Source organism: Streptomyces sp. NPDC005496, assembly GCF_042872045.1.
Lineage (GTDB): Bacteria > Actinomycetota > Actinomycetes > Streptomycetales > Streptomycetaceae > Streptomyces.
In genome coordinates, this window is record NZ_JBIAJQ010000022.1 from 1 (window position 1) to 22,567 (window position 22,567).

18 protein-coding genes and 2 pseudogenes are annotated in these 22,567 nt (G+C 69.0%); 17 read left to right on the plus strand and 3 right to left on the minus strand.

The window, feature by feature from the left end:
- Window positions 1–187 precede the first annotated feature (187 nt).
- The 3 genes from ACFYQQ_RS39385 to ACFYQQ_RS39395 all read left to right on the plus strand — a co-directional run bounded on the left by ACFYQQ_RS39385 (window position 188) and on the right by ACFYQQ_RS39395 (window position 3,371).
- Window positions 188–769 carry an RNA polymerase sigma factor gene (locus ACFYQQ_RS39385; protein ID WP_355782778.1) on the plus strand — a complete coding sequence of 194 codons (582 nt, stop codon included), beginning with the start codon at window positions 188–190 and terminating at the stop codon, window positions 767–769.
- Window positions 766–1,803: a hypothetical protein gene (locus ACFYQQ_RS39390; RefSeq protein WP_355782781.1), complete on the plus strand. Its 1,038-nt coding sequence runs from the start codon at window positions 766–768 to the stop codon at window positions 1,801–1,803. Before ACFYQQ_RS39385 ends, ACFYQQ_RS39390 begins: the two co-directional genes overlap by 4 nt.
- A 950-nt stretch (window positions 1,804–2,753) precedes the next feature.
- Window positions 2,754–3,371, plus strand: a complete 618-nt coding sequence (locus ACFYQQ_RS39395) for a hypothetical protein (RefSeq protein WP_355782784.1) — start codon at window positions 2,754–2,756, stop codon at window positions 3,369–3,371.
- Window positions 3,372–4,062: 691 nt separating this feature from the next.
- Here the strand turns inward: ACFYQQ_RS39395 and ACFYQQ_RS39400 are convergent.
- Window positions 4,063–4,224: pseudogene (locus ACFYQQ_RS39400) on the minus strand (IS110 family transposase); the annotation flags it as partial.
- Window positions 4,225–4,636: 412 nt separating this feature from the next.
- Here ACFYQQ_RS39400 and ACFYQQ_RS39405 point away from each other — a divergent pair.
- The 3 genes from ACFYQQ_RS39405 to ACFYQQ_RS39415 all read left to right on the plus strand — a co-directional run bounded on the left by ACFYQQ_RS39405 (window position 4,637) and on the right by ACFYQQ_RS39415 (window position 6,990).
- Window positions 4,637–5,101: a hypothetical protein gene (locus ACFYQQ_RS39405; protein ID WP_356244612.1), complete on the plus strand. Its 465-nt coding sequence runs from the start codon at window positions 4,637–4,639 to the stop codon at window positions 5,099–5,101.
- 714 nt (window positions 5,102–5,815) lie between these two features.
- Window positions 5,816–6,253 (plus strand): VOC family protein, encoded by a 438-nt coding sequence (locus ACFYQQ_RS39410; RefSeq protein ID WP_326757429.1) that lies wholly within the window; start codon window positions 5,816–5,818, stop codon window positions 6,251–6,253.
- Window positions 6,254–6,606: 353 nt separating this feature from the next.
- Window positions 6,607–6,990, plus strand: coding sequence for a VOC family protein (locus ACFYQQ_RS39415; RefSeq protein ID WP_355788753.1), 384 nt, complete (start codon window positions 6,607–6,609; stop codon window positions 6,988–6,990).
- A gap of 395 nt (window positions 6,991–7,385) precedes the next feature.
- Here the strand turns inward: ACFYQQ_RS39415 and ACFYQQ_RS39420 are convergent, their stop codons facing one another.
- Entirely contained in the window at window positions 7,386–8,066 is a 681-nt protein-coding gene (locus ACFYQQ_RS39420; protein ID WP_356174624.1) for an adenosylcobinamide amidohydrolase, read from the minus strand.
- A 446-nt stretch (window positions 8,067–8,512) separates the two neighbouring features.
- On the opposite strand from ACFYQQ_RS39420, the gene ACFYQQ_RS39425 reads away from it, so the two are divergent.
- Entirely contained in the window at window positions 8,513–8,815 is a 303-nt protein-coding gene (locus tag ACFYQQ_RS39425) for an antibiotic biosynthesis monooxygenase (protein WP_355788747.1), read from the plus strand.
- 346 nt (window positions 8,816–9,161) lie between these two features.
- Here ACFYQQ_RS39425 and ACFYQQ_RS39430 read toward each other — a convergent pair whose 3' ends face one another.
- The gene (locus ACFYQQ_RS39430) at window positions 9,162–10,952 is read right to left on the minus strand and encodes a helix-turn-helix domain-containing protein (protein WP_356174627.1); all 1,791 of its coding nucleotides are present in this window, start codon (window positions 10,950–10,952) and stop codon (window positions 9,162–9,164) included.
- Between the two features lie 418 nt (window positions 10,953–11,370).
- On the opposite strand from ACFYQQ_RS39430, the gene dnaK reads away from it, so the two are divergent.
- The 10 genes and pseudogenes from dnaK (at window position 11,371) to ACFYQQ_RS39480 (ending at window position 22,444) form a co-directional block, all read left to right on the plus strand.
- Complete coding sequence (dnaK, locus tag ACFYQQ_RS39435; RefSeq protein WP_355792526.1) at window positions 11,371–13,278, plus strand: molecular chaperone DnaK; 1,908 nt, start codon at window positions 11,371–11,373, stop codon at window positions 13,276–13,278.
- An 8-nt stretch (window positions 13,279–13,286) separates the two neighbouring features.
- Window positions 13,287–13,892, plus strand: coding sequence for a nucleotide exchange factor GrpE (locus tag ACFYQQ_RS39440; protein WP_355792523.1), 606 nt, complete (start codon window positions 13,287–13,289; stop codon window positions 13,890–13,892).
- Between the two features lie 6 nt (window positions 13,893–13,898).
- On the plus strand, window positions 13,899–14,852 hold the full coding sequence (locus tag ACFYQQ_RS39445; protein WP_388907325.1) for a DnaJ C-terminal domain-containing protein: 954 nt from the start codon (window positions 13,899–13,901) through the stop codon (window positions 14,850–14,852).
- Complete coding sequence (locus tag ACFYQQ_RS39450) at window positions 14,849–15,256, plus strand: chaperone modulator CbpM (protein WP_356174636.1); 408 nt, start codon at window positions 14,849–14,851, stop codon at window positions 15,254–15,256. Before ACFYQQ_RS39445 ends, ACFYQQ_RS39450 begins: the two co-directional genes overlap by 4 nt.
- The gene (clpB, locus tag ACFYQQ_RS39455) at window positions 15,247–17,886 is read left to right on the plus strand and encodes an ATP-dependent chaperone ClpB (protein ID WP_355788644.1); all 2,640 of its coding nucleotides are present in this window, start codon (window positions 15,247–15,249) and stop codon (window positions 17,884–17,886) included. Before ACFYQQ_RS39450 ends, clpB begins: the two co-directional genes overlap by 10 nt.
- Window positions 17,883–18,341: a thioredoxin gene (gene trxA, locus ACFYQQ_RS39460; RefSeq protein WP_355788642.1), complete on the plus strand. Its 459-nt coding sequence runs from the start codon at window positions 17,883–17,885 to the stop codon at window positions 18,339–18,341. Before clpB ends, trxA begins: the two co-directional genes overlap by 4 nt.
- A 152-nt stretch (window positions 18,342–18,493) precedes the next feature.
- Window positions 18,494–18,757 carry a UBP-type zinc finger domain-containing protein gene (locus tag ACFYQQ_RS39465; protein WP_355788640.1) on the plus strand — a complete coding sequence of 88 codons (264 nt, stop codon included), beginning with the start codon at window positions 18,494–18,496 and terminating at the stop codon, window positions 18,755–18,757.
- A pseudogene (locus tag ACFYQQ_RS39470) lies at window positions 18,757–20,523 on the plus strand (FAD-dependent oxidoreductase). Before ACFYQQ_RS39465 ends, ACFYQQ_RS39470 begins: the two are co-directional and overlap by 1 nt.
- Window positions 20,524–20,803: 280 nt before the next feature.
- Window positions 20,804–21,925 (plus strand): hypothetical protein, encoded by a 1,122-nt coding sequence (locus tag ACFYQQ_RS39475; protein WP_355792858.1) that lies wholly within the window; start codon window positions 20,804–20,806, stop codon window positions 21,923–21,925.
- A 198-nt stretch (window positions 21,926–22,123) separates the two neighbouring features.
- Entirely contained in the window at window positions 22,124–22,444 is a 321-nt protein-coding gene (locus ACFYQQ_RS39480) for a hypothetical protein (RefSeq protein WP_355796009.1), read from the plus strand.
- Window positions 22,445–22,567 lie beyond the last annotated feature (123 nt).

Genomic DNA, 22,567 nt, shown 5'->3' on the forward strand with positions numbered 1-22,567 from the left:
AACATCTCGGAAGAACGCTGCCGCTTGCGAACCGCTCTGACTCATGGCCACCGAGACTAGCGGTACCCGCCACTCATTTCGTTAGGGGTTCTTAGAGGCCCGGATCGACGGAGGGCCGCGAACGGCTCGGGGCTCCGGCGCCAAGTAGGGGTGAGACCGCCGTCCGGCGGTCGGAGAGGGAGGGCTCGTGACACCGGACGAACGGGACGGCCCCGGCGCCGCCGGCGCTGTAACGGACGAGGAACTGCTCACCCGGGCCCGGCGCGACGCCTCGGCCTTCGAGCCACTGGTGCGACGTCATTCGGCAGCCCCGCACGGCTACTTCACCCGGCGTGCGCCCGGCGCCGCGGACGACCTGCTGGCCGAGGCCTGGCTTCAGGCGTACACCGCGCGTCACGGCTTCGACGCGGACCGCGGTGCCGCGCGGGCGTGGCTGTTCGGCGTGGCCAGGAACGTTCTGTCAGCGCACTGGCGGCGCATCGAGCGGCAGCGCACGGGGCTGCGTAGCGGCGGCCGCGACGATCCGTGGGAGGCGGTGGACGCGCGACTCGACGCGGCGGCGGTGGCGCCGCAGCTACGCCGGCTGCTCGGACAACTGCCTCCGGAGGAAAGGGAACTGCTGCTGCTCGTGGCGTGGGAGCAGCTGACGCCCGGGGAGGCGGCCTCGGTGGTCGGCATCCCCGCGGGCACGGCCCGTTCGCGTCTGCACCGCGCTCGGAACCGGCTGCGCGCCGACCTTCCCCTGAAACTGACAGGAGATCTGGCATGAGTGAACGTACGGAACACACAGGCGGCGCCGAGCACCAGGAGCGCCTCGAAGGCTCGGGCGGCACCGGGACTCTTCTCGACTTCCCCGGAGCCGCGGAACTTATCGCGGCCGGTGACGTAGCCGGGCCCGCTGCCGATGTGGTCGCCGCCGCGCAGGCGGCGGTGGCCGCAGCGGCACAGGACGAGGCGCGTCTTGGTACCGGCAGCGGGATCACTGCGCCCACGGCGACGGGCACCGGCCCCCGCGCCGGGACGTTCCCGCGCCGCCGCAGGGTACTTGTGGCCGCCGCGGCGGTTGCCGCGATCGCCGCTGGAGCGGTGGCGTACCCCGTACTCGATCTGGGCGGCGAGGCGACCGCGACGGCCTCGGCAGGCGAATTCCTCGATGAGATGGCGCGGGTGGCGGCGGATGGTCCTGTGTCGCGGGCACCGTACTGGAAGGTACGCGTAGCGACGGAGAACCAGGACGACGGGAAGCGGACCGACACGCGCTGGTTCGACCGCAAGGGCCGGGTCTGGTCGCTAGCGCCGGACGGCACAGTTGAGGCGCCCCCGGCCAGGGGAACGGGCAAGGTCAAGCGGTGGCCGGTGGGCGACGGATGGCTTACCTGGCCGCAGATCGGCAAACTGCCGACCGAGCAGAAGGCACTCGAAGCCCGGTTCCCGAGGAACGCCCGGGCGCGGCTCGATCAGGTCACGCTCATGCTGGAGGACTCACCGGCGGGCCCACAACTGCGCGCGACGCTCTTCCGGATCCTCGCCGACATCCCCGGCATCAAGCTCCTGGGTGAGACGAAGGACAGCAGGGGGCGCAGCGGCGTCGCCGTCGAGGCCACCCGGAAGATCACGGGGTACGCCACGGACACGGAGAAGCCGGTGCAGCAGTTGACCAGCGACCTCTACATCGTCGACCCCAGGACGGGGCTCCTGCTGGAGACGGTTCACCGGGTCCGCGGCCAGAAGCTCCCCGCCGACCGCTGGACGTGGCTGGAGGTGGGGCCGGCCTGGCACATCAAGAAGGAACCGTCCGCATGAGGGGTCCGCCGGCACCGGAGCCGCTGATGCTGAAGACCTCACAGAACCGCAGTGTTCGTGACACCCCACGCGATCCCGCCTGCATCGAGCAGACCAACCAGGCCACGATGAAGGCCTTCAGCACACGCTCTGACGACGGCGAGAGCTCGGTACCCCCTGAATGCCTCCCGTGATCACGCGATCAGACGGTGATCGCGAAGACCCACGCTCACCACCCCTATCCGGGCGTGGTCGCAGGGCCGACATCCCCCTCTGCACACCCCCACACCACACCGCCATGGAAGAAAAGGACAGGAAGGGGCGGGGTGGGGTAGGCGGCGCGCCTCGGGGGATCGGGCGGGCTGTCTAGCGTCGGCGAGTACCTCGCAGTCGAGATGTTCGATGTCGCCGACGTCGCGCGGAGGAAGGCAGTGGACGTCGGGTACGCGAACCCGCAAGCCTTCTTCCACGGCAAGGCCGTATGCGGGTCTCCAGAGACTATCCACGGTGTCGTCACCGACCTGACGACCAGCGACAACCCAAAGATCGACTGGCCCTTCTTCACTTTCGGTACCTCCGCGCAGTCCTTCCACCCCAAGGTCGCCGGAGCAGGCTTGTACGCCGACACCCTTGGGCCGTCCTGGCATCTTGGCCCAGTAGCTGACAGGACTGCTTGCACCACTCGTGGGCCGGCTTCCTGAGACAGGGAACCGGCCCACTTCTTTCTGAGTACTTGTACGGGTAGCAGCGGCAGGTACACCCGGACAAGGATGGCCGCTATGACCCCTACCTCGTTGACAGTGCTGCTGGCGACGGCCCTTCTGCTGGGTTCTTTCGTAGCGACTTGGCCTCACGCGCTGGCACCCCACCAACAGCCGAAAGCCCGTATACGTCGCGCTCCACTCTTACCTCTTAGCGCCATCCTGGTCCTTGGCCTCGCCGCTTGCGGGCGCGCACCCAGCGACAAGAGCGTGCGCAAACTCGCCGGCAGCGCAGAAGCGGTAAAGGCACGGCGGGGAGCTGAGACTGCGAGCCGGGACACCATTGCCGCCTGGGACGCCAACACCCCCCTCACGCTCGGCCTGGTCGCCGTCGAGGACGTGTGCGCAGGTGGGAAGGCGCAGGAGTGGTTCTTTCCCTCCGGCGACGACCAGTACAAGATCCGCTGCACGATGTTCGTGACCGCGTATTTCGGAGCCGATCCTAGCCGCGTGGCCGACACGATCGATGGTGTTCTTACGGCGGGGGACCGTACCGGATCCCACGTCCCATTCGGCCACGACTTCCAGTACGCCCGCACCGTTGTCGACTACTACCGGAACAAGACAGATGACCCGCAGGGGCCGGGAACCGGCGAACCGAAAGAGTTGTTCAGCGCCGGCACGGTCACGCTGAACTGGGATCAGGTACGCACCAGAGATGCGCGTGAACTGATCGAAGAGCCTCATCCGTGCGACCCTGATGATCCGCCGATGCGGCGCTGTCTGCGGGAGCCGGCCTCCACCAGCGTGGCTGATCTCCGTCGCAAATACGGGATGGTGTTCAAACTTACCTTCGCCGCCAAGACCTACCACGTCGTCCAGAAGTAGCAGCACGCCGCGCTGGATTGCTCGACGGTGAGGCAGGCCGCAAGGCATGACCCAGGTTGTTGGCGAGCCGTGCAACAGTTCGATATCCACCCGGCCGCCATCGTAGCTCTCGTCCCGTCCGCGCTGCGCCTGCGCACCCGGGTCGCCATGACGCTGAGGAACGCCGGTGAGCTGCTGCGCAGGGCGGACCACGCTCGCGTATCCGCAGGGGGTGCCCCTATGTCTTTGGCCAAGGTGGATGGGTGCTGGTTCGGGTGTGTGGAACGTGTGCCGGTGCATGCTGATGATCAGGTTGGCGAGGGTGTCTCTGCGGAGCTCGCGGTGTTTCTCCGGAACGCTGACGAGGGCCGTCCGGTGAAGATCGTTCCTTCCGTCTGCGGTGGGTGTGGCGGGCGCGTGTTCTTCGTGCTCGTCGACGATGCCGTGGGCGGAGCCGAGCGGGTGTGCGTTGGTTGCGGCGGCCGCGCGTTCATCGCGGATAGCGAGGACTTCTGGGAGGACGCGGATCCGGCGAGGCATGCTGCCCGTGCGGGAGCGAGGAGTTCGAGACCGCGGTCGCGTTCGCCGTGGCCGACGACGGATCGGTCCGCTGGGTGACCGTTGGGCTGCGGTGCCGGAAGGAGGGCGCCGTTGGGGTCTATGCCCACTGGAAGATCGACTACGGCCCCACGGATCACCTCCTGACCATGGTCTAGGTCTGCGCAGCGACCGCCCGGACCGGCTGCGGTTCGTAGAAGGTGCCGTCGCGGAGCATGGCGAAGGGGACGTCCGCCCGTCGTCTGGCGAGGCAGAGCAGGGCCTGTGTGTGGTGCTTTCCCTGGACGATCTTCTTGTCATAGTAGGCCCGCGATGCGGCGGTACGTCCAGGCCGACGTCGACGACTGGCTCGCGCACGCCCTGGCCGCGCACCTCGGGCACTACCGCGACCCCGCCGCCCGCAAGGAAGCCGCGGCCTCCTCACCCCGTCGGTCCTCGCGCACGCCGCGCTGCTCACCGAACTCGCCCGCCTGGTCCCCGGCGCCGACGTCGACCAGCTGGCGATCGCGGCCCGGCTCGCCACCACCGAACCCGAAGCCGCCGGTGTGCTCTCCGTGTTCCTTGGAGTGCGGCCCCCGCAGGACTGACCCGTCTGTCAGACCCCCGCCCTACAAGTGGGCACCTGATCGGGGCCCGCGCCTAAAACCCCAAGGGCGCGGGCCTCAGGCCTCACCCATGCCCGGCGTGGCACCATTCCCCCTTCACCCGCACACGCCCATGGGGGGACCATGCGCACCACCACCGCCCTGCTCGCCGCCGCTGCGCTCCTGGCGCTCACCGGCTGCTCCTCGTCCGACGAGGGCACCGCCACGCCCACCAAAACGCCGAGCCCTGCGCCCACCAAGAGCCAGCCGGGCCACACTCCGAGCCCCGTGCCGAGCTCCGACGAGGCCCGCGAGCTGGAGCAGGCCGTCAAGGACTACACCGCCGCCTACTTCAAGGCCGAGGCCAGCACCGCGCATCGCATGCTGTCCGAGCGCTGCCGCAAGGAGATCAACCCGCTCGTGTACGGCGACATGCTGCGGCTGGCGAAGAAGGAGTTCGGGTCGGACCACCGGGCGACGGACGTGAAGGCGGAAGTGTCGGGGAAGCTGGCTCGCGTCTCGTACAAGGTGAGCGGCCTGACCAAGTACCACCAGGATGCGCAGCCGTGGGCCCGCGAGGGCGGGATGTGGAAGTACGACGCCTGCTGAACACCGCACTACCCGGGGCCCCGTTGACCAGCATCGTCGGGGCCTTCACGCGTCCCCGTTTTGCGGCCCCCAAGATCCTGCCCGCCCGAAAATCCGTACCTTGCCAGCAGGGAGGTGCCGGCGGAACGCGAACCACGATCTCGGTCTCGTGCGACAGTACGAGGCCGTACGCCTGCGCACCCAACAAGCTGCACTTCCGCCAGATCGCCGTCAAGACCGTCTACCAGGCGTAGAAGCGCGGCGTCGCCGACCTCGCTGCGCAGGCCGCCGAAGCGCACGGCGGGTACCTCGGCGAGCAGCTGGCGAACTTGTCGATCGCCGTCGACGCACTTGTGCCCAAGGTGATCAAGAGCGACGTTCAGGAACGTAGTGGTTGTCCAACTTCCCTGGCAATTGGTCCAGGTTCAGCATCACAGGACACCGAGGACCCCTGCCCCCTGCTGCAACCGCCCAGAACCTGCGTCACGCTGACGGAGCATGAGTGTGACACGGATGTCACGCCGCTCTCGAAAACTGTCATGCCGCCCCAAATTGCTCCCGTTGTGTCCGCTTGCCTGGGCCGGAGGGTGCCGAGACTGACCTGTGACAGCGAAGTTTGATGGTTTACCACCGATTCCTAATGCCGTTCGTCAAGCCGCAGCGCATGCTTGAGGTAGCGGGCAGGAGGTGTCGGAGGTGCGGGGTACAGTCCGTTCATTCGACTGGGGAGGGCTCATGGCGACCAAGTGGAGCTTGACGATCGACTGTGCGTACCCGGGGAAACTGGCCGCGTTCTGGGCGCTGGCGTTGGGCTACGAGGAGAAGCCCGCGCCCGCAGGGTTCGGGAGCTGGGAGGAGTGGTTCTCGCATCATGAGGTTCCGGAGGACGAGTGGGATGACGGGGCGTACCTGTCAGATCCGGATGGCGTGGGCCCCACCTTGTCCTTCCTGAAGGTGCCGGAGCCGAAGGTGGCGAAGAACCGGCTGCATATCGACGTGCAGGTTGGTGGCGGCCGTGAAACCCCGTGGGAGGTGCGCTGGCCGCGCGTGGTGGAGGCGGTGCAGCGGTTGACCACTGCGGGCGCGACCGTGGTCCGTGAGGACGAGTTGCAGGGCAGGCCGGATCACGTGGTGATGGCAGACCCGGAAGGTAACGAGTTTTGCCTGGTCTGACGGGGTCGGTCAGACCAATTGGCCGCGCGCAGCGTGTCGCGTCCCTTCCTATGTGGCAGCCCTTGTCGGCGGAGCTGGCTCGTAGCGCCGTCCGTCGCGGAGGAGGGCCCAGAGGACGTTGACGCGGCGGCGTGCGCGACCTCCTGGTGGTGGCTAGTTAGGTGCTGACGGGTAGGCCCTATCCGTCAGCACCGGCGCGGAGCGGTAGGCCCGATCGGCGGCGGCGGGGTGCGGTGGGGCTGGCTGGCACACCGTCGAGAACGCTACCGAGTGTTTTCATCGGGAAGGTTCGCCAGGATGGTGTCGAGCGTCGCGGGGTGTGTCGCTCGCGTTGTTCCGTAGGCTCGGGTGTCATGGAGTCCTTTGTCCATCATCTCGGGGTGTTCGCTTCGGATTTTGACGCCAGCGAACGGTTCTACACCTCTGCGCTAGACGCGCTGGGGATCGGCGTCGGCTATCGGGCCGACGGTGTCGCCGAGTACTGGAGACGGGAACAGGACACGCCGTCGTTGTCCCTGGAACGCTCGGAGGACGAAGCTTCCGCAACGACGGGTGTGCACATCGCGTTCGTGGCGGTCAGCCGGGACGCGGTGGACGCGTTCCACGCGGCTGCGGTAGCGGCCGGAGGCGTCTCCCGGCACGTGCCCCGCTCGTGGAGCCAGTATCGCGCCTACTGTGCGTTCGTCAGCGACCCGGACGGCAACAACATCGAAGCCGTCCACAAGGAGACCTCCTAGACGATCCGGTGCTGGTCAGGCCACTGCAGCGACGGGCCGCCCTCCCCAGCGGGTACCCCTCTGACTGCGTCGCTTCAGTTGGTTTTGCCCAGGGCGCGTTCTCGGCGCGAAGCTCAGCTCGACCTTGCTCCGGGCTGCCCAGCTGAAGATGCGCTCTTCTTGTTGTTCAGGATCACGTGGGCTGACGACGGCTGAAGCCTGACCGCCCGACCCGGCGCGAGTACGTCGATGCTCAGAACTTGCTGGCGCGCATCGGGACGGGCTCGGCGACCTCGAACTGGCTCGTCTGCGGGTGCAGTTCGAGGAAACGGTCGATGACGTGTGAACCGTGCGCCTGCGGGTGGTGGGGCGCGACGGGAGGCTCAGCGGGCGGGGGCAGCCGCGGGGAACGTGCGTCAGGAACGGGAGGTGCCGGCGAGCACGGCCTGGTGTACGGCGCGTGCCAGGCGGGCGCCCCAGGTCGAACGGGGGCCGGCGAAGGCATGGACCTCGGCGGCGGGGCCCGGGGCCCGGGCCGCGACACAGACGGCATCGGTGGGGGTGCCCGAGCAGTCGTGACCGGCGTCGAGCAGAGCCTGCACCTTGGCCTCGGTGGCGGTGGCCACGGCGTTGACGAGGGCCGCGTCGCTCAGTGCCACGGGCAGCGCGACCACGATGTTGATCGTGCCGGGCGCGGGGGGCGCCGTGCTGCCGTCGTCGGGGGATGCGGCCCACCCGCGCACCCCGAGTCCCACGGTGGCGAGCGCGTCTACCCCGCCGTCCCGAGCACGCCCGCACGAGCGGACGTCGGCTGCCGTCATCAGTCCCACGCCTGGCCCGTCCGCTCCGGCGTCCCGGGCCAGATCTGCGAGGTGCCGGTCCGGGTCGACGCGGCGGTAGCCGTGCGCGACCTGGGCGTTGAGGACCCAGGACCGTTCCCCGATGCCTCCGCCGAGCACGGAGCTGCCGATCATCCGCCAGTCGGCTCCGGCACGCCACAGCAGGGCGTGCAAGCGCTCGCCGTCCTCGACGCGCGTGAGGTGTTCCACCGCCAGCAGGCCGGTGGTGGTGCACGAGGACGGGACGACGGCGGTCACCGGGCAGTACTCCTTGCGGGGCGGGAACCGGTCGATCCTACGCGGCGGACCCGCAGCCGTAGGCCCCGGCCTCGGCAGGCCCGCGGACCGGCGCGCAGCGATCCCCTCCTCGGGCTCGCCGCACGTACGTCCGGTACGAGGCTCTACGCCCGGCACTCCCCAGCGGCCGGGAGACCACCAGAGCACACACCTGACCCGCTCGACCTGCACGTCAAAGACGCGTAAACGATCCACCACTCCGACGACTACGACCAGGCCGTACCTCGACACCGCCATGACACGGAACACCAGCAATACATGGAATGGGACGGTCCGGCAGCCGTCCCGGAGGCGCTGTGCGGGCCCGTGTGAAGCGCGCCCGATCGGCGCGCCCCGAAGGCCGAATTGCCCTAGTCTGCGATATTCGTCGAGGAATTGACATGAGGGCTCCAGCCGAAGGAGAAACCGTGGTACGGGTCGGGCTGTTGGTCCGGGTGCAGGCGAAACCGGGTAAGGAATCAGAAGTGGCGCAGTTTCTGACGGACGCTCAAGCGATTGTCGACCAGGAGCCCGACACGCGCGCCTGGTTCGCCGTCCAGTTCGACGCGTCCACGTTCGGCATCTTCGACGTGTTCCCCGACGACGCGGGTCGGCAAGCGCACCTGGCCGGAGGAGTGGGCACGGCGCTCGGGCAGCGGGCAGCGGAGCTGTTCACCGTGTCGCCCGTGATCGAGACCGTCGACGTACTCGCCTCGAAGCTCCCGACATGATCCCGGACGGATCGGTGGGGCATTCTCAGGACTGAATGGTGCCGGTGTAACGGACACGCGGCTTCGGGACTTGCGGGTGCAAGGACGCAGCAGCTTCTGCAGGGCGTTGAGCGTCGCACACCTTCGGCCGATGGATCAGCCGCGAGGCTTCGCCGGTCTTGTAGCGGGCCGGGGCGGCCACCGATAGGCGGCGGCGGGAGCGGCCCCGCACGCGGACCGCAGGGGTGTGGCCGCGGCGGGACCGGTGCGTGTGGCCGGCGGCGTCATCGAGAAATCGGCCTCTCTCGAAACCGCGGTGCCGTAGCCCGTCAAATGCCGCGATACCCGCCCGCACGCCGGCAGGGCATCAGCTCGGCCCTAACAGGATGATCTTCCATATTCGCGTCGCCACCTGGAGGTTCAGCCGGTTTTCGACGTTCGCGAGATCGCTGCCGCTGATGTCCCGGATGCGCTGGAGCCGGTAGCGCAGCGTGCTGCGATGGATCGCGAGCGATTCGGCCGTCTCGTCGTAGTTGCCACCGCAGTCGAAGTACTGGGACAGGGTCTTCACCATGACCGTGTGGTGTCGGGAGTCGTAGTCGATGAGCGGCCCGAGCCACTCGTGGACGAACGTCTCCAGTTCCTGGTGATCGCTGCCGGGTCCCAGGATCCGGTAGAGGCCGAGCTCGTCGAAGAATGTCGTGCCGTAGCGCTCGTGGGAGTGACGACGTACTTCCATGGCGCGATGCGCTTCCTCGTAGTGGTGGGGGATGTCGTCCAGAGAGTCGGAGGGGGCGCTCACCCCGATCGTCCCGGACCGTGTCCCGGTCGCCCGGGCGAGGGCCTCGTACAGCGCACGGGCGTGCGGCCTGGCGTCGGCTACCAGCACCACGTGGTCGGAACGTCGGGTCAGCAGCGAGCGCATGCCCACGGCGGCGGCCGCGCGGCCCACGGTGCCCGCGAAGGAATCGTCCGCGGCCCGGCTCAACCACTGCACGACAACGACGTAGTGGCTGCGGTGCAGGTCGTATCCGGCGGCCTCGGACCGTGCGTAGGCGCTCGCCCGCCCGGTCCCTGCCAGGAGGTCGTCGACTAGCTCGCGGTGGAGCCTCAGCTCGACCTCGGCCAGATTGCGCAGGTGCGCCAGTTCCAGGGCGAGCGCGGCAGTGGCGTGTGCCAGTGCGAGCACGGTGTGCTCGTCGGCTTGCTGTCTGGGGTCGACCACGGCCAGCACACCCAGGATCTCGCCGCGCCGGCGGACCGGGCTGATCAGCCGGTCTTTGATCCGTACCGGGCCGGCCTGCCGGGCGACGGCGTGCAGCATCTCGTCCTGGCGTTCGGGATCTGGTTCCGGATAGGGATCGGGACGGTTCGGGCCGGTCCATGACCTCAGCCGGCCAAAGCGGTCCTCGACCAGTGCGGGCAGTCCCGTGAGCTCGTGAAGTGCACGGGTGATGGCTTCCTCGCCATCGCCCGATGCGGCCGCATGGGACATCAGCGCGTGCACGGCTCGCTGATAACCCAGCTCGGTCGCGACGCAGATCAGCAGCTGCTGGAGGACTGCGCGTTCCTCTCTCAGCCGCTGCAGCTCCAGCGCGTCCTCGCGTCGGCGACGGTATGCGATCGCCGCCGAGAGAGCGGCGGCGGTGTGCCGGACGAGCGTGGCGAGCAGGAATCGCTCGGCCTCGGTGGGCGAGGAGCGGGACGTCACCACGAGGTACCCGTGGAGTCCCTCAATCCCGCGCAGTCCAAGGGCCCGGCCCCAGGGCCTGCCGGGTACGGTCACGGAGCCGTCCAGCCCGGCCAGCTCCCGCACCCGGCGGTCCACGGCCGCGCCGTGGATCAGCCCGTCCCGCGGTACGGCGGCCAGTTCACCGTCCACCTCGAGGTAGCCGGCCTCGGCGCTGTACGGCCCGACGGCGGCTAGGTGGTCCATGGCCAGGCGCAGGATCTCGCCTGGCTCCGGGGTGTCGAGCTGGGCCTGTGACAGCGCCGCGAGTTCGTGGACGTCATGCTGGGCCGGCGGCGCAGCCAGTGGACCGGTCGTTTTCCGCGCGGAGGTGGTGTGCCGCCTGACGCCGTCCCGCGGAAGACCGCCCTTCCGGTCGGAGTGGCGACGGGACAGGCGGTACAGGTGGTGTACCCGGCTGTCGGCCATGGGATCTCCGTTCTCCTCGAGCCTACAGGCGCGCGCCTGGGCTTGCTTCCGGGTCCGCCGGTCCGCCGGTGCGAGAGCTTCCGATTCCCCCTCTCGTCCTCGTGGGGCGATCCGCCCCACGCATTTGTGACTCGCCAGGAGCAGGCCACGAGCTACGCGCCTTGCCACCCTGGCAGGTGTTCACAGGGCCCGCGCGTCGGCGGAAGTGCCGGGCGATGTCGGGGTTCCAGGACGTGCGGGGAAGCCGAACGCGCCGTTGACCACCTCTCTGACCACGGGTTTTCTGCGGGACGAGGAGGTCGCACCCGAGGCTGTACGGCTGATGGGCGGGCTGAACCCGCCGACGCAGGTGTGACCCGTACCTGAACGAACGTGATCCGGACAGTCAACGCAGCCGCCGTACCGGGAGGAGTTCCTCATGGCGAAAGCAGTGGGTATCGACCTGGGCACCACCAACTCGGTGATCGCCGTATGGGAAGGCGGTGAGGCGTCTGTCGTGCCCAACAGCGAGGGCAATCGCACGACACCGTCCGTGGTGGCCTTCACCGATACCGGCGAGCGCCTGGTGGGCCAGCTGGCCCGTCGCCAGGCGATCCTCAATCCCAAGGGCACCATCTACTCGGCCAAGCGGTTCATCGGCCGGCACTTCGACGAGATCTCCGACGAGGCCAGAGCGGTGGCGTACGACGTCGTCGAGGGCGACGGCGGGGCGGCCCGGTTCAAGGTGCGCGACAAGCTGTACGCGCCTGAGGAGATCAGCGCCCAGGTGCTGCGCAAACTTGCCGACGACGCCTCCAAGCAACTGGGGGAGCGGGTCACGGAGGCGGTCATCACGGTGCCCGCCTACTTCAACGACGCCCAGCGCACCGCCACCAAGGACGCCGGACGCATCGCGGGACTGGAGGTGCTGCGGATTATCAACGAGCCGACCGCGGCGGCCCTCGCCTACGGCATGGACAGCAAGCAGCACGAGACCGTCCTTGTCTTCGACCTGGGCGGCGGCACCTTCGACGTCAGCATCCTCGACGTCGGCGACGGCGTGGTGGAGGTGCGCTCCACCGCCGGCGACAGCCACCTGGGCGGCGACGACTTCGACCGGCGTCTGGTGGACCACCTCGCGGACGACTTCCAGAAGGAGAACGGCATCGACCTGCGCAAGGACCCGCAGGCGCTGCAACGCCTCTTCGAGGCGGCGGAGAAGGCCAAGACCGAGCTCAGTTCGGTGACGCAGACGCAGGTGAGCCTGCCGTTCATCACCGCTGATGCCGACGGCCCCAAGCACCTCACCGACTCGATCATGCGGTCCACGTTCGAGCAGATCACCAGCGACCTGGTGGAGCGGTGCCTCGGACCGGTCCAGCAGGCCATGACCGACGCCAAGGTCGGCGAGAGCGACATCGACGAGGTCATCCTCGTCGGCGGTTCCACACGTATCCCGGCCGTTCAGGCCCTGGTCCGTCGGCTGACCGGCGGCAAGGAACCCAACATGAGCGTCAACCCCGACGAGGTCGTGGCCCTGGGCGCCGCGATCCAGGCCGGGGTGCTCAAGGGTGAGGTCAAGGACGTCCTGCTGCTCGACGTCACACCCCTGTCGCTGGGCGTCGAGACACGCGGCGGCGTGATGACGAAGATCATCGAGCGGAACACCACCATCCCCGTGCGCCGCAGCGAGACCTTCTCCACCGCCGAGGACAACCAGCCGGCCGTCGACATCGTCGTCCTCCAGGGCGAGCGCGAGCTGGCTGCCGACAACCGGGTCCTGGGCCGGTTCCAGCTCACCGACATCCGGCCGGCGCCCCGGGGCGAACCGCAGATCGAGGTCACCTTCGACATCGACGCCAACGGCATCCTTGAGGTCAAGGCCCGTGACCGGGACACCGGCAAGGAACAGGGCATCACCATCAGCGAGAGCTCCAACCTGGACCGCGGTGAGGTCGAGCGCATGGTTCAGGAGGCGGAGCGCAACCAGGGCCAGGACCAGGCACTCCGCGAGGCCGTCGACGCCCGCAACGAGCTCGATGCCGTCGCGTACCAGGTCGAGAAGCGTCTCGCCGAACTGGGCGACGCGGCGCCCGCGCACGAGAAGGCACGCGCCGAGATGCTCGTGTCCGACGCCCGGGCGGCCGTCAAGGAAGAAGCGGGCGTGGAGCGCGTGCGGCCCCTGACCTCCGAACTGCAGCAGGTGCTCGCCGGACTGGTGGCCCACCAGGGCGCCGCTACCGGCGGTCCCGACCAGGACACCGCCGGGGACGACGCGACCGGCGGCGGCCCGAGCGGCGGTGGCGGTGACGACGACGTCATCGACGCCGAGTTCGACAAGGACTGAGGCGCGCCATGTCCAGCCAGCCCCAGCAACCCGACCGGGCCGCGACGGAACCGGTCGAACCGATCCCGGAAGGCGCCATGCGTCCTCCTCACGGGGATCTGCCCCAACCGGGCCCGCCGCCCCGGCCGGTGCACGACGAACCGGGACCCGACGCCGGCGGCCCCGCGTCTGCCGAGGACGAGTACACGACCGCGATCCGCGAACTGGAGGACCGCTGGCGGCGCGCGCTCGCCGACCTTGACAACCTCCGCAAGCGCCACGCGAGGGAACTGGAGCGGGAGCGGACGGCGGAGCGCTCCCGTACGGCCACCGCCTTCCTGCCCGTCCTGGACAACCTCGAACTCGCACTGACCCACGCCGGCGCCGATCCGGGTGCGATCGTGGTGGGCGTCCAAGCGGTCCGTGACCAGGCGGTGAACGTCCTCGAACTGCTCGGCTACCCACGGCACGCGGAGACCGGCGTCGCCTTCGACCCGGCCCGGCACGAGGTGGTCGGTGTCGTCCAGGACCCCGACGCCCCGCCGGGCACCGTCGTCGAGGTGCTGCGCCCCGGTTACGGGGACGGCGAACGGCAGCTCAGGCCCGCCGCCGTCACGGTCGCGAAGCGGGAGTGACCGGTCATGGCAGGGGACTTCTACGAGGTGCTGGGCGTGCCGCGGGCCGCGAGCCAGGACGAGATCCAGCAGGCCTATCGCAAGCTCGCCCGCAAGTACCACCCCGACGTCAACAGGGGCCCGGACGCGGAGGAACGCTTCAAGGACCTCAACGAGGCGTACAGCGTCCTGTCGGACCCGAGGACCCGGGCCCGTTACGACCGCTTCGGCGAGGACTTCCGCAAGATCCCCGAGGACTTCGACGAGCGGGTCGCGGCCGGTGCCGGCGGCGGCTACCGCACCCGGAGGACCGCGGGTGCGGGCGGCCCCCGTGTCCGGTACGCCGGCGGCTTCGGCGACGACTTCGGAGCGGAAGGCATCGACATCGAGGACCTGTTCGGCTCCATGTTCGGAGGCAGTGCGGCCCCGGGCGGCGTCCCCGGAGCGGACCAAGAGGCCGAGCTCCCGCTCACCGTCGAGGAGGCGTACCGCGGCGGCCGTCGCACCGTGACGCTCGCCGGTCCCACAGGTCAGCCGCGGCGGTACGAGGTCGACGTCCCGCCGGGCGTCACCGACGGGCAGCGTATCCGGCTGGCGGGTGAGGGCGGCCGGGGCAGCGGTGACGCCGCCGCGGGCGACCTGTACCTGCGGGTGCGCGTCCAACCCCACCCGACGTTCCGGCTGGACGGCCGCGACGTGCACGTCCAGGTCCCCGTCACCCCCTGGGAGGCGGCCCTGGGTGCGACCGTTCCGGTGCCCACCCCCGGCGGCGGCACGGCCAAAGTCACGGTGCCCGCGGGCTCCTCCAGCGGCCGGCGGCTGCGACTGCGCGGCGAGGGCATGCCGAACCCACGCGGCGCGAACGGTGACCTGTACGCCGAACTCCGCATCACGGTGCCGCCCACCCTCGGCGACCGGGAGCGCGAACTGTTCGAGGAGCTCGCCGCCACCTCCTCGTTCGACCCCAGGAGGACGCGATGAACGACCGACCCGTGGGAGCGGCAGGCGCCGGCCGGGCCGGCGTGGGCGACCGTCCGGTACGAACCGGCGCCGACGTCACCGCTACGACCACTGTCCGGTACGCGCTCGTACCGGTCCCGAAGCTCTCCCTGGCCACCGTGGCCCGTCGTTCGGGCCTCCATCCCGATCTCATCCGCCGGTTCGTCGCCCTCGGCCTGGTCGACGCCGAGCGCGACGCCGCCGGGCGCCTGGTCTTCGGCCCCGCGGCGCCGGCGGTCCTCGCCCGCGTTCAGCGGCTGCGCTCCGGACTCTGCCTCAACTACGCATCCATCGGCCTGGTGCTCGACCTGCTCGACCGCATCAGCCTGCTCGAAGCCGCCCTGCGCGGCCGCGGCACGAGGAGGGAAACACCCCCATGGACATGAACCGTCTCACCCAGAAGTCCCAGGAGGCCCTGCAGGAGGCCCAGACCGAGGCCGTCCGCATGGGGCAGACCGAGGTCGACGGGGAACACCTGCTGCTCGCACTTCTCGATCAGGAGGACGGCCTGATCCCGCGCTTGGTGCAACAGGCCGGCACCGAGCCGCAGCAACTGCGCGCGGCCGTACGCGAGGAACTCTCCCGCCGCCCGAAGGTCACCGGCCCCGGAGCGGCACCTGGCCAGGTCTTCGTCACTCAGCGTCTCACCCGCCTGCTCGACGCCGCCGAACGGGAGGCCAAACGCCTCAAGGACGAGTACGTGTCCGTGGAACACCTCCTGCTCGCCCTGTCCGAAGAGGGCTCCTCGACCGCCGCCGGACGACTGCTCAACCAGGCCGGGATCACCAGGGACTCCTTCCTGAACGCGCTTACCCAGGTCCGCGGCAACCAGCGTGTCACCTCCGCCAACCCCGAAGTGGCCTACGAGGCGCTGGAGAAGTACGGCCGCGATCTCGTCACCGAGGCCAGGGACGGCAGGCTCGACCCGGTCATCGGCCGAGATGCCGAGATCCGGCGGGTCACCCAGATCCTCAGCCGCAAGACCAAGAACAACCCCGTCCTCATCGGCGACCCCGGCGTCGGCAAGACCGCCATCGTCGAGGGTCTCGCCCAGCGCATCGTCCGCGGGGATGTGCCCGAAGGACTCCGCGACAAGATCGTGTTCGCCCTCGACATGGGCTCCCTGGTCGCCGGAGCCAAATACCGCGGTGAGTTCGAGGAACGCCTCAAGGCCGTGCTGTCCGAGGTGAAGGCCGCCCAGGGAGGCATCCTGCTCTTCGTCGACGAACTGCACACCGTCGTCGGCGCGGGCGCCGCCGAAGGGGCCATGGACGCGGGCAACATGCTCAAGCCGATGCTAGCGCGCGGCGAACTGCACATGATCGGCGCCACCACCCTCGAGGAGTACCGCAAGCACATCGAGAAGGACGCCGCCCTCGAACGCCGCTTCCAGCAGGTACTGGTCGACGAGCCGGACGTGGAGGACACCATCTCGATCCTGCGCGGACTGCGCGAACGCCTGGAGGTCTTCCACGGCGTGAAGATCCAGGACACGGCGCTGGTCTCCGCCGCCACCCTCAGCCACCGCTACATCACCGACCGGTTCCTGCCCGACAAAGCCATCGACCTCGTCGACGAGGCGTGTGCCCGCCTGCGCACCGAGATCGACTCGATGCCCGCCGAACTCGACGAGCTCACCCGCCGCGTCACGCGCCTGGAGATCGAGGAGGCTGCCCTGTCCATGGAGACCGACGCCGCCAGCAAGGCCCGCCTGGAGGAACTGCGCAGGGAACTGGCCGACCTGCGCGGCGAAGCCGACGCCAAACGCGCCCAGTGGGAAGCCGAACGGCAGGCCATCCGCCGCGTGCAGGAACTGCGCCAGGAACTGGAGCAGGTCCGCATCGAAGCCGAGGCGGCCGAACGCGCCTACGACCTCAACCGCGCTGCCGAACTCCGCTACGGCCGCCTCCAGGACCTGGAGCGCCGACTCGCCGCGGAGGAGGAGCAACTGGTGGCCAAACAAGGGAAGAACCGGCTGCTGCGCGAGGTCGTCACCGAGGAGGAGATCGCCGAGATCGTCGCCGCCTGGACCGGCATCCCCGTCGCCCGCCTCCAGGAAGGCGAACGCGAGAAACTTCTGCGCCTCGACGAGATCCTGCGCGAGCGCGTCATCGGCCAGGACGAGGCCGTCAAACTCGTCGCCGACGCCATCATCCGCGCCCGCTCCGGCATCCGCGACCCACGCCGCCCCATCGGCTCGTTCATCTTCCTCGGCCCCACCGGGGTCGGGAAGACGGAGCTGGCCAAGACCCTCGCGCGGGCCCTGTTCGACTCCGAGGAGAACATGATCCGCCTCGACATGAGCGAGTACCAGGAGCGGCACACCGTCAGCCGGCTCATGGGCGCACCGCCCGGGTACGTCGGCTACGAGGAGGGCGGCCAGCTCACCGAAGCCGTACGCCGCAAGCCGTACTCGGTCGTGCTGTTCGACGAGATCGAGAAGGCGCACACGGATGTCTTCAACACCCTGCTGCAGATGCTGGACGACGGCCGCATCACCGACGCTCAGGGCCGTACCGTCGACTTCCGCAACACCGTGATCATCATGACGTCCAACATCGGCTCCGAGCACCTCCTCGACGGCGCCACCGCCGCAGGCGAGATCAAGCCGGACGCCCGCGCCCGGGTGATGGGCGAGCTGCGCGGGCACTTCCGCCCGGAGTTCCTCAACCGCGTCGACGACATCGTGCTGTTCAAACCGCTGGGCGAGGCGCAAATCGAGCGGATCGTGGAGCTGCAGTTCGACGAACTGCGCCGGCGGCTCGCCGAACGCCGCATCACCGTCGAACTCACCGACGCCGCCCGGGAAGTGATCGCCCACCAGGGCTACGACCCGGTGTACGGGGCCCGGCCGCTGCGGCGCTACATATCCCACGAGGTGGAGACACTGGTCGGGCGCGCCCTGCTGCGTGGTGACGTGCAGGACGGTGCGACGGTCCGCGTCGACGCCGAACACGCGGAACTGGTGGTCACCTACGACTCACCCGAGGACGTGGAGGGAGCGAGGGCGGCATGAGCACCGTGCAGACCACCAACGTCACCTGCCCGCACTGCGGGCGCACCAACCGGGTGCCCCCGGCCGCCGACGGCCGCCCCGTCTGCGGCAACTGCAAGCAGCCCCTGCCCTGGATGGCCGACGCCGGCGAAGCCGACTTCACCGAGATCGTGGAGCAGGCCACCGTGCCCGTCGTCCTCGACCTGTGGGCCACCTGGTGCGGCCCCTGCCGCATGGTCAGCCCCGCGCTGGAGAAAGTCGCCGCCGACCTCGCGGGAAAGATCAAGCTGGTCAAGGTCGACATCGACAAGAACCCGCGTCTGGCGCATCGCTTCGAGGTCCAGGCGGTACCGACCCTGCTCATCCTGGACCGGGGCGAGACGGTCGCCCGGCAGGCCGGCGCGGCACCCGCGCCGGCGCTGCGCTCCTGGGTCGAACAGGCAATAGCGGACCGGCAAACCTCCGCAGGAAGCTGAACGCCATGGGTTCGCAGCCGCGCAAACCCGCCCGGCGCAGGCCGACAGGCCCTCGACACCATCGCGCGTGCCCACGGGCCCTGCCGCGTTCTCGGCGAAGCAACCCCTGACAGCCGCGGCTGATCGCTCTCGTTGACGGAAGGAGAATCCTCATGGTCACGATTCCCGACCCGCACCTGGCCATGGTGCGCCCGGTGACGCCGCGCACGCCGCAGGGCTGCGAGGAGTGTCTGAAGGAGCACTCGCCCTGGGTGCATCTGCGACTCTGCCTCACCTGCGGGCACGTCGGCTGCTGTGACTCCTCGCCCCACAAACACGCCAGGCTGCACGCGGGCAGTGTCGGCCACCCCGTCGTGCAGTCCCTTGAGCCGGGGGAGGACTGGCGCTGGTGCTACGTCGACGAGGCCGTGGTCTGATGAGCACCGCCGAGCACCAGCATGACGCGAGCCGCGAGACGCCGGACCGATACGGGGCCTTCCCGCGCCTGACGCCGGAGCAAATTGAGGACCTGGCCGCCTACGGTGAGCGCCGCAACACCACCGGCGGCGAGATTCTCTACCAAGAGGGCGAGCCGTTCCGGGAGTTTCTCGTGATCCTCAGCGGGACCGTCGAGATCGTCCAGGACCACGGCGGGCCCGAGGAGCACACGGTGGCGGTACACGGACCCGGCAGGTTCCTGGGAGAACTCGGGCTGCTCGAGGGCGAGGCAGCGTTCGACACGGCTGTGGTGCGCGAAGCGGGCGAGATGCTGGCCGTTCCGGTGGACCGGCAACGCGCCCTGGTCAGCCGCGACGCCGTCCTGGGCGATCTGATCCTGCGCGCCTACCTGGGCCGCAGGTATCTGCTCATCGGCCTCGGCGCCGGTTTCCGGATCCTGGGGTCGTGCTATTCACCGGACACGCTGCGGCTGCGTGAGTTCGCCGCCCGCAACCGGCTGCCCCACCGTTGGGTCGATCTCGAGAAGGACAAGGAGGCCGAGGCGCTGTTGCGCCGGTTCTCCATCCGTCCCGAGGAGACACCGGTGGTCATCTGGAAGTGCGAGCGGGTGCTGCGCAATCCCAGCAACACCGAACTCGCCCGATTCATCGGGCTGCCCGCCCCTTTGACGGAAGCCGGACAGTGCGACGTGCTGGTGGTCGGTGCCGGTCCCGCGGGACTCGCCGCCGCCGTGTACGGCGCCTCCGACGGCCTCATGACGCTCACCGTCGACGCCGTGGCCACGGGAGGCCAGGCCGCGACCTCGTCCCGCATCGAGAACTACCTGGGCTTCCCCTCAGGCATCTCCGGGGGCGAACTGGCCGAACGCGCGGTACTCCAGGCCCACAAGTTCGGCGCCCGCCTCAGAGTGCCGGCCCAGGTGAACGGCCTCACCCCGCAGGATGGCGAATACGTCATCACCTTCACCGACGGATCCAGAGTCCGCACCAGCGCCGTCGTGCTGGCCTCCGGCGTGTGGTACCGCAAACTCGAAGTGCCCGGCATCGACCACCTGGAGGGCATCAGCGTCTACTACGCGGCGACCGTCCACGAAGCCAATCTCTGCCAGGCGGAGCCAGTCGCCGTGGTCGGCGGCGGGAACTCCGCCGGGCAGGCCGCACTGTTCCTCGCGAACCACGCCTCCTGAGTCCACCTCCTGGTACGGGGCACTGACCTCCACGCGGACATGTCGCGCTACCTGGTCGACCAGGTTGAACGGCACCCCAGGATCGAGTTGCTGCTCCACACCGAAGTCCGGGAAGTCTCTGGGCAGGAGAAACTGAAGTCGTTGACGTTGGAGAACAACGCAACCCACGAACAACGGGAGTTGGAAGCCGCGGCGCTGTTCGTGTTCATCGGAGCCCGGCCGCGCACGGACTGGCTGAGGGGCGTACTGGCCCTGGACGAGAAGGGGTTCGTCCTCACCGGCGCAGACGCCCAGCCGGAGATGGACGCGACTCACTGGGACTCGCTCGGCCGTGATCCGCTGCTGCTGGAGACCACCCTTCCTGGGGTCTTCGCCGCCGGCGACGTCAGGAGCGGCTCCGTGAAACGGGTGGCATCGGCGGCCGGCGAAGGCGCCATGGCGATCCGCCTCGTGCACAAGCACCGGGAGAAGGCCGGCAACCTGGTCCGCACCGTCGGCCCCGAAGGCCGCCGGCCGGCTAGCGATCAGCCGGTGTCCGCTCGCCAACCCTCCCCCTGACGACGCGGGTAAAGCCGTGACCGCCTGCGCACACCGTAGGAGAGCGGCCAGTTGGCGCATGGCCCAGTGCCACCGACGCGGCGTGGATCGGGTGCCCGGAGCGCTGCAGATGCGGGTGGCCACCTGCGGGAGCAACCCTCCACCGACAACAGGGAAGGTCTGCGCGCAAGGCCCAAGCCCGGCGTGCGGGGGCCAGCGTGTCACAAGGCGCCCACGTCACCGCAGGGGCATCCTTCCTACTACGCGCGATCGCAGGCAGTAGACGAGAAGAGGCCCAGTCATGCAGACGGCACATCGGGGCGTCACGGTCGTGGCTCTCCTGGCGGACCCGGATGCGCCGACGGAAATCGCCCACCGGCTGGCCCGGAGGCTTCCCGCCGGTCTCGCCGAAAGAGGGGGACAGGGGCGGCGGTTCGACGTCGAAGTGATCAGCGAGCCCTTCAGTGCGGGGACCGAAGACCCCTCCACCTTGATGCGCCGGATCATGGACCGCGGAAGCGAGGAGAACTGGGACATCGTCGTGGCCCTGACAGATCTTCCGCTCCACTCCCACGGACGCAAGCTCGTGGTCGACCTCAGCCACGAACACGGCCTGGCGCTGCTTTCCCTCCCTTCACTGGGGGGCCTGCGCCTGCATACGCGGACCCGGCAAGCCGTGGAAGAAGCCGTGCTCAGCTTGGCGGACTCCCGCAGCGCCGACACCGGGGGACCTCGACAAGGCCAGCCGCTGCGGGGGCCCTTCGCCAGTCACTTGGCCCCTATCCACCAAGGCCGCATCGGCGAGGAAGAGACCCCTGACCTTCGGTACGTCGTCAGCGGGCCGCGCGGCTACCTGCGGGTGCTCCTCGGAATGGTCCGCGCCAACCGGCCGTGGCGGCTGGTGCCGGGCTTGTCGAAGGCCCTGGCGGCCGCGCTCGCGACGGGAGCGGTCGCCACGGTGAACTCCACCGTGTGGAGCCTGGCCGCGTCCCTGAGCGCACCACGTCTCGTGATCGCCATGGTCGGGTCCGTCGCACTCATGATCGGCTGGCTGATCGTGGACGCGAACCTGTGGCATCGCACGACCAAGGCCTCTCCGGAAGAACGGAAGAGGACGACTCTCTACAACGCCTCGACAGTGCTGACCGTGGCAATCGGGGTGATCACCTGCTACGTGGGGTTGATGGTCATCAACTTGGTGTGGGCACTGTTCATCCTCAACGAGCAAGTGTTCGCCTCCATGACACGAAACCCGCTGCACGCCACGCAGTACTGGACGTTGGCCTGGTTCGTCGCTTCGGTCGCCACGGCGGGCGGAGCACTGGGATCGGGGCTGGAGAGCGACGAGGCGATCCGGGCAGCCGCCTACTCCAAGCGCGAACAGGACCGCCGCAACGCGCTGCAGGACGACAACGGTGACTAGCTGGTGATCTGGAGTGGGGTGTGTCATCGGTTGGTGGTCGGCCCTGGACTCAAGACTTCTTGCACAAGGTTCGCGATCACGACGGTGAAGCGTGCCAGACAACCCAGTTGAGCAGCTCGGGCCGGCTGGCCATACTCCCCGGATGACCGACACCGGGAGCGAAACCGCGGAGCAGGGTTGGGACGGAACCCTTCTACCGTGTTCGAACGGATCAGTTCGAGGCGTCCATTCGTACCCAATGCCGACGAGCCTTTGGATACCATCTGCAACGTCGATGTCGAGGTTCGGCTGAAGGTGGACGGCTCACGCTGGAGCGCAACCGTGTTCACGCTCGCCAAGGTCGAACGCATCGTGGACAGATGGTCCCGCACCGGTGAGGCACTGAGCGGCCGCTACTTCTGGTGCTCCGACGGCCTCATCGTCCGGGATCCCGGCATCGACAACATGACGCAGGTGCTGGCCGGCCTGCTCGACGACGGTGACGTCACACAGGCTCTCCAGCGGCTCGATGACGAATGATCGTCCAGCTCTCATCCTGCAACGATCACTAAGAACCCCTAACGAAATGAGTGGCGGGTACCGCTAGTCTCGGTGGCCATGAGTCAGAGCGGTTCGCAAGCGGCAGCGTTCTTCCGAGATGTC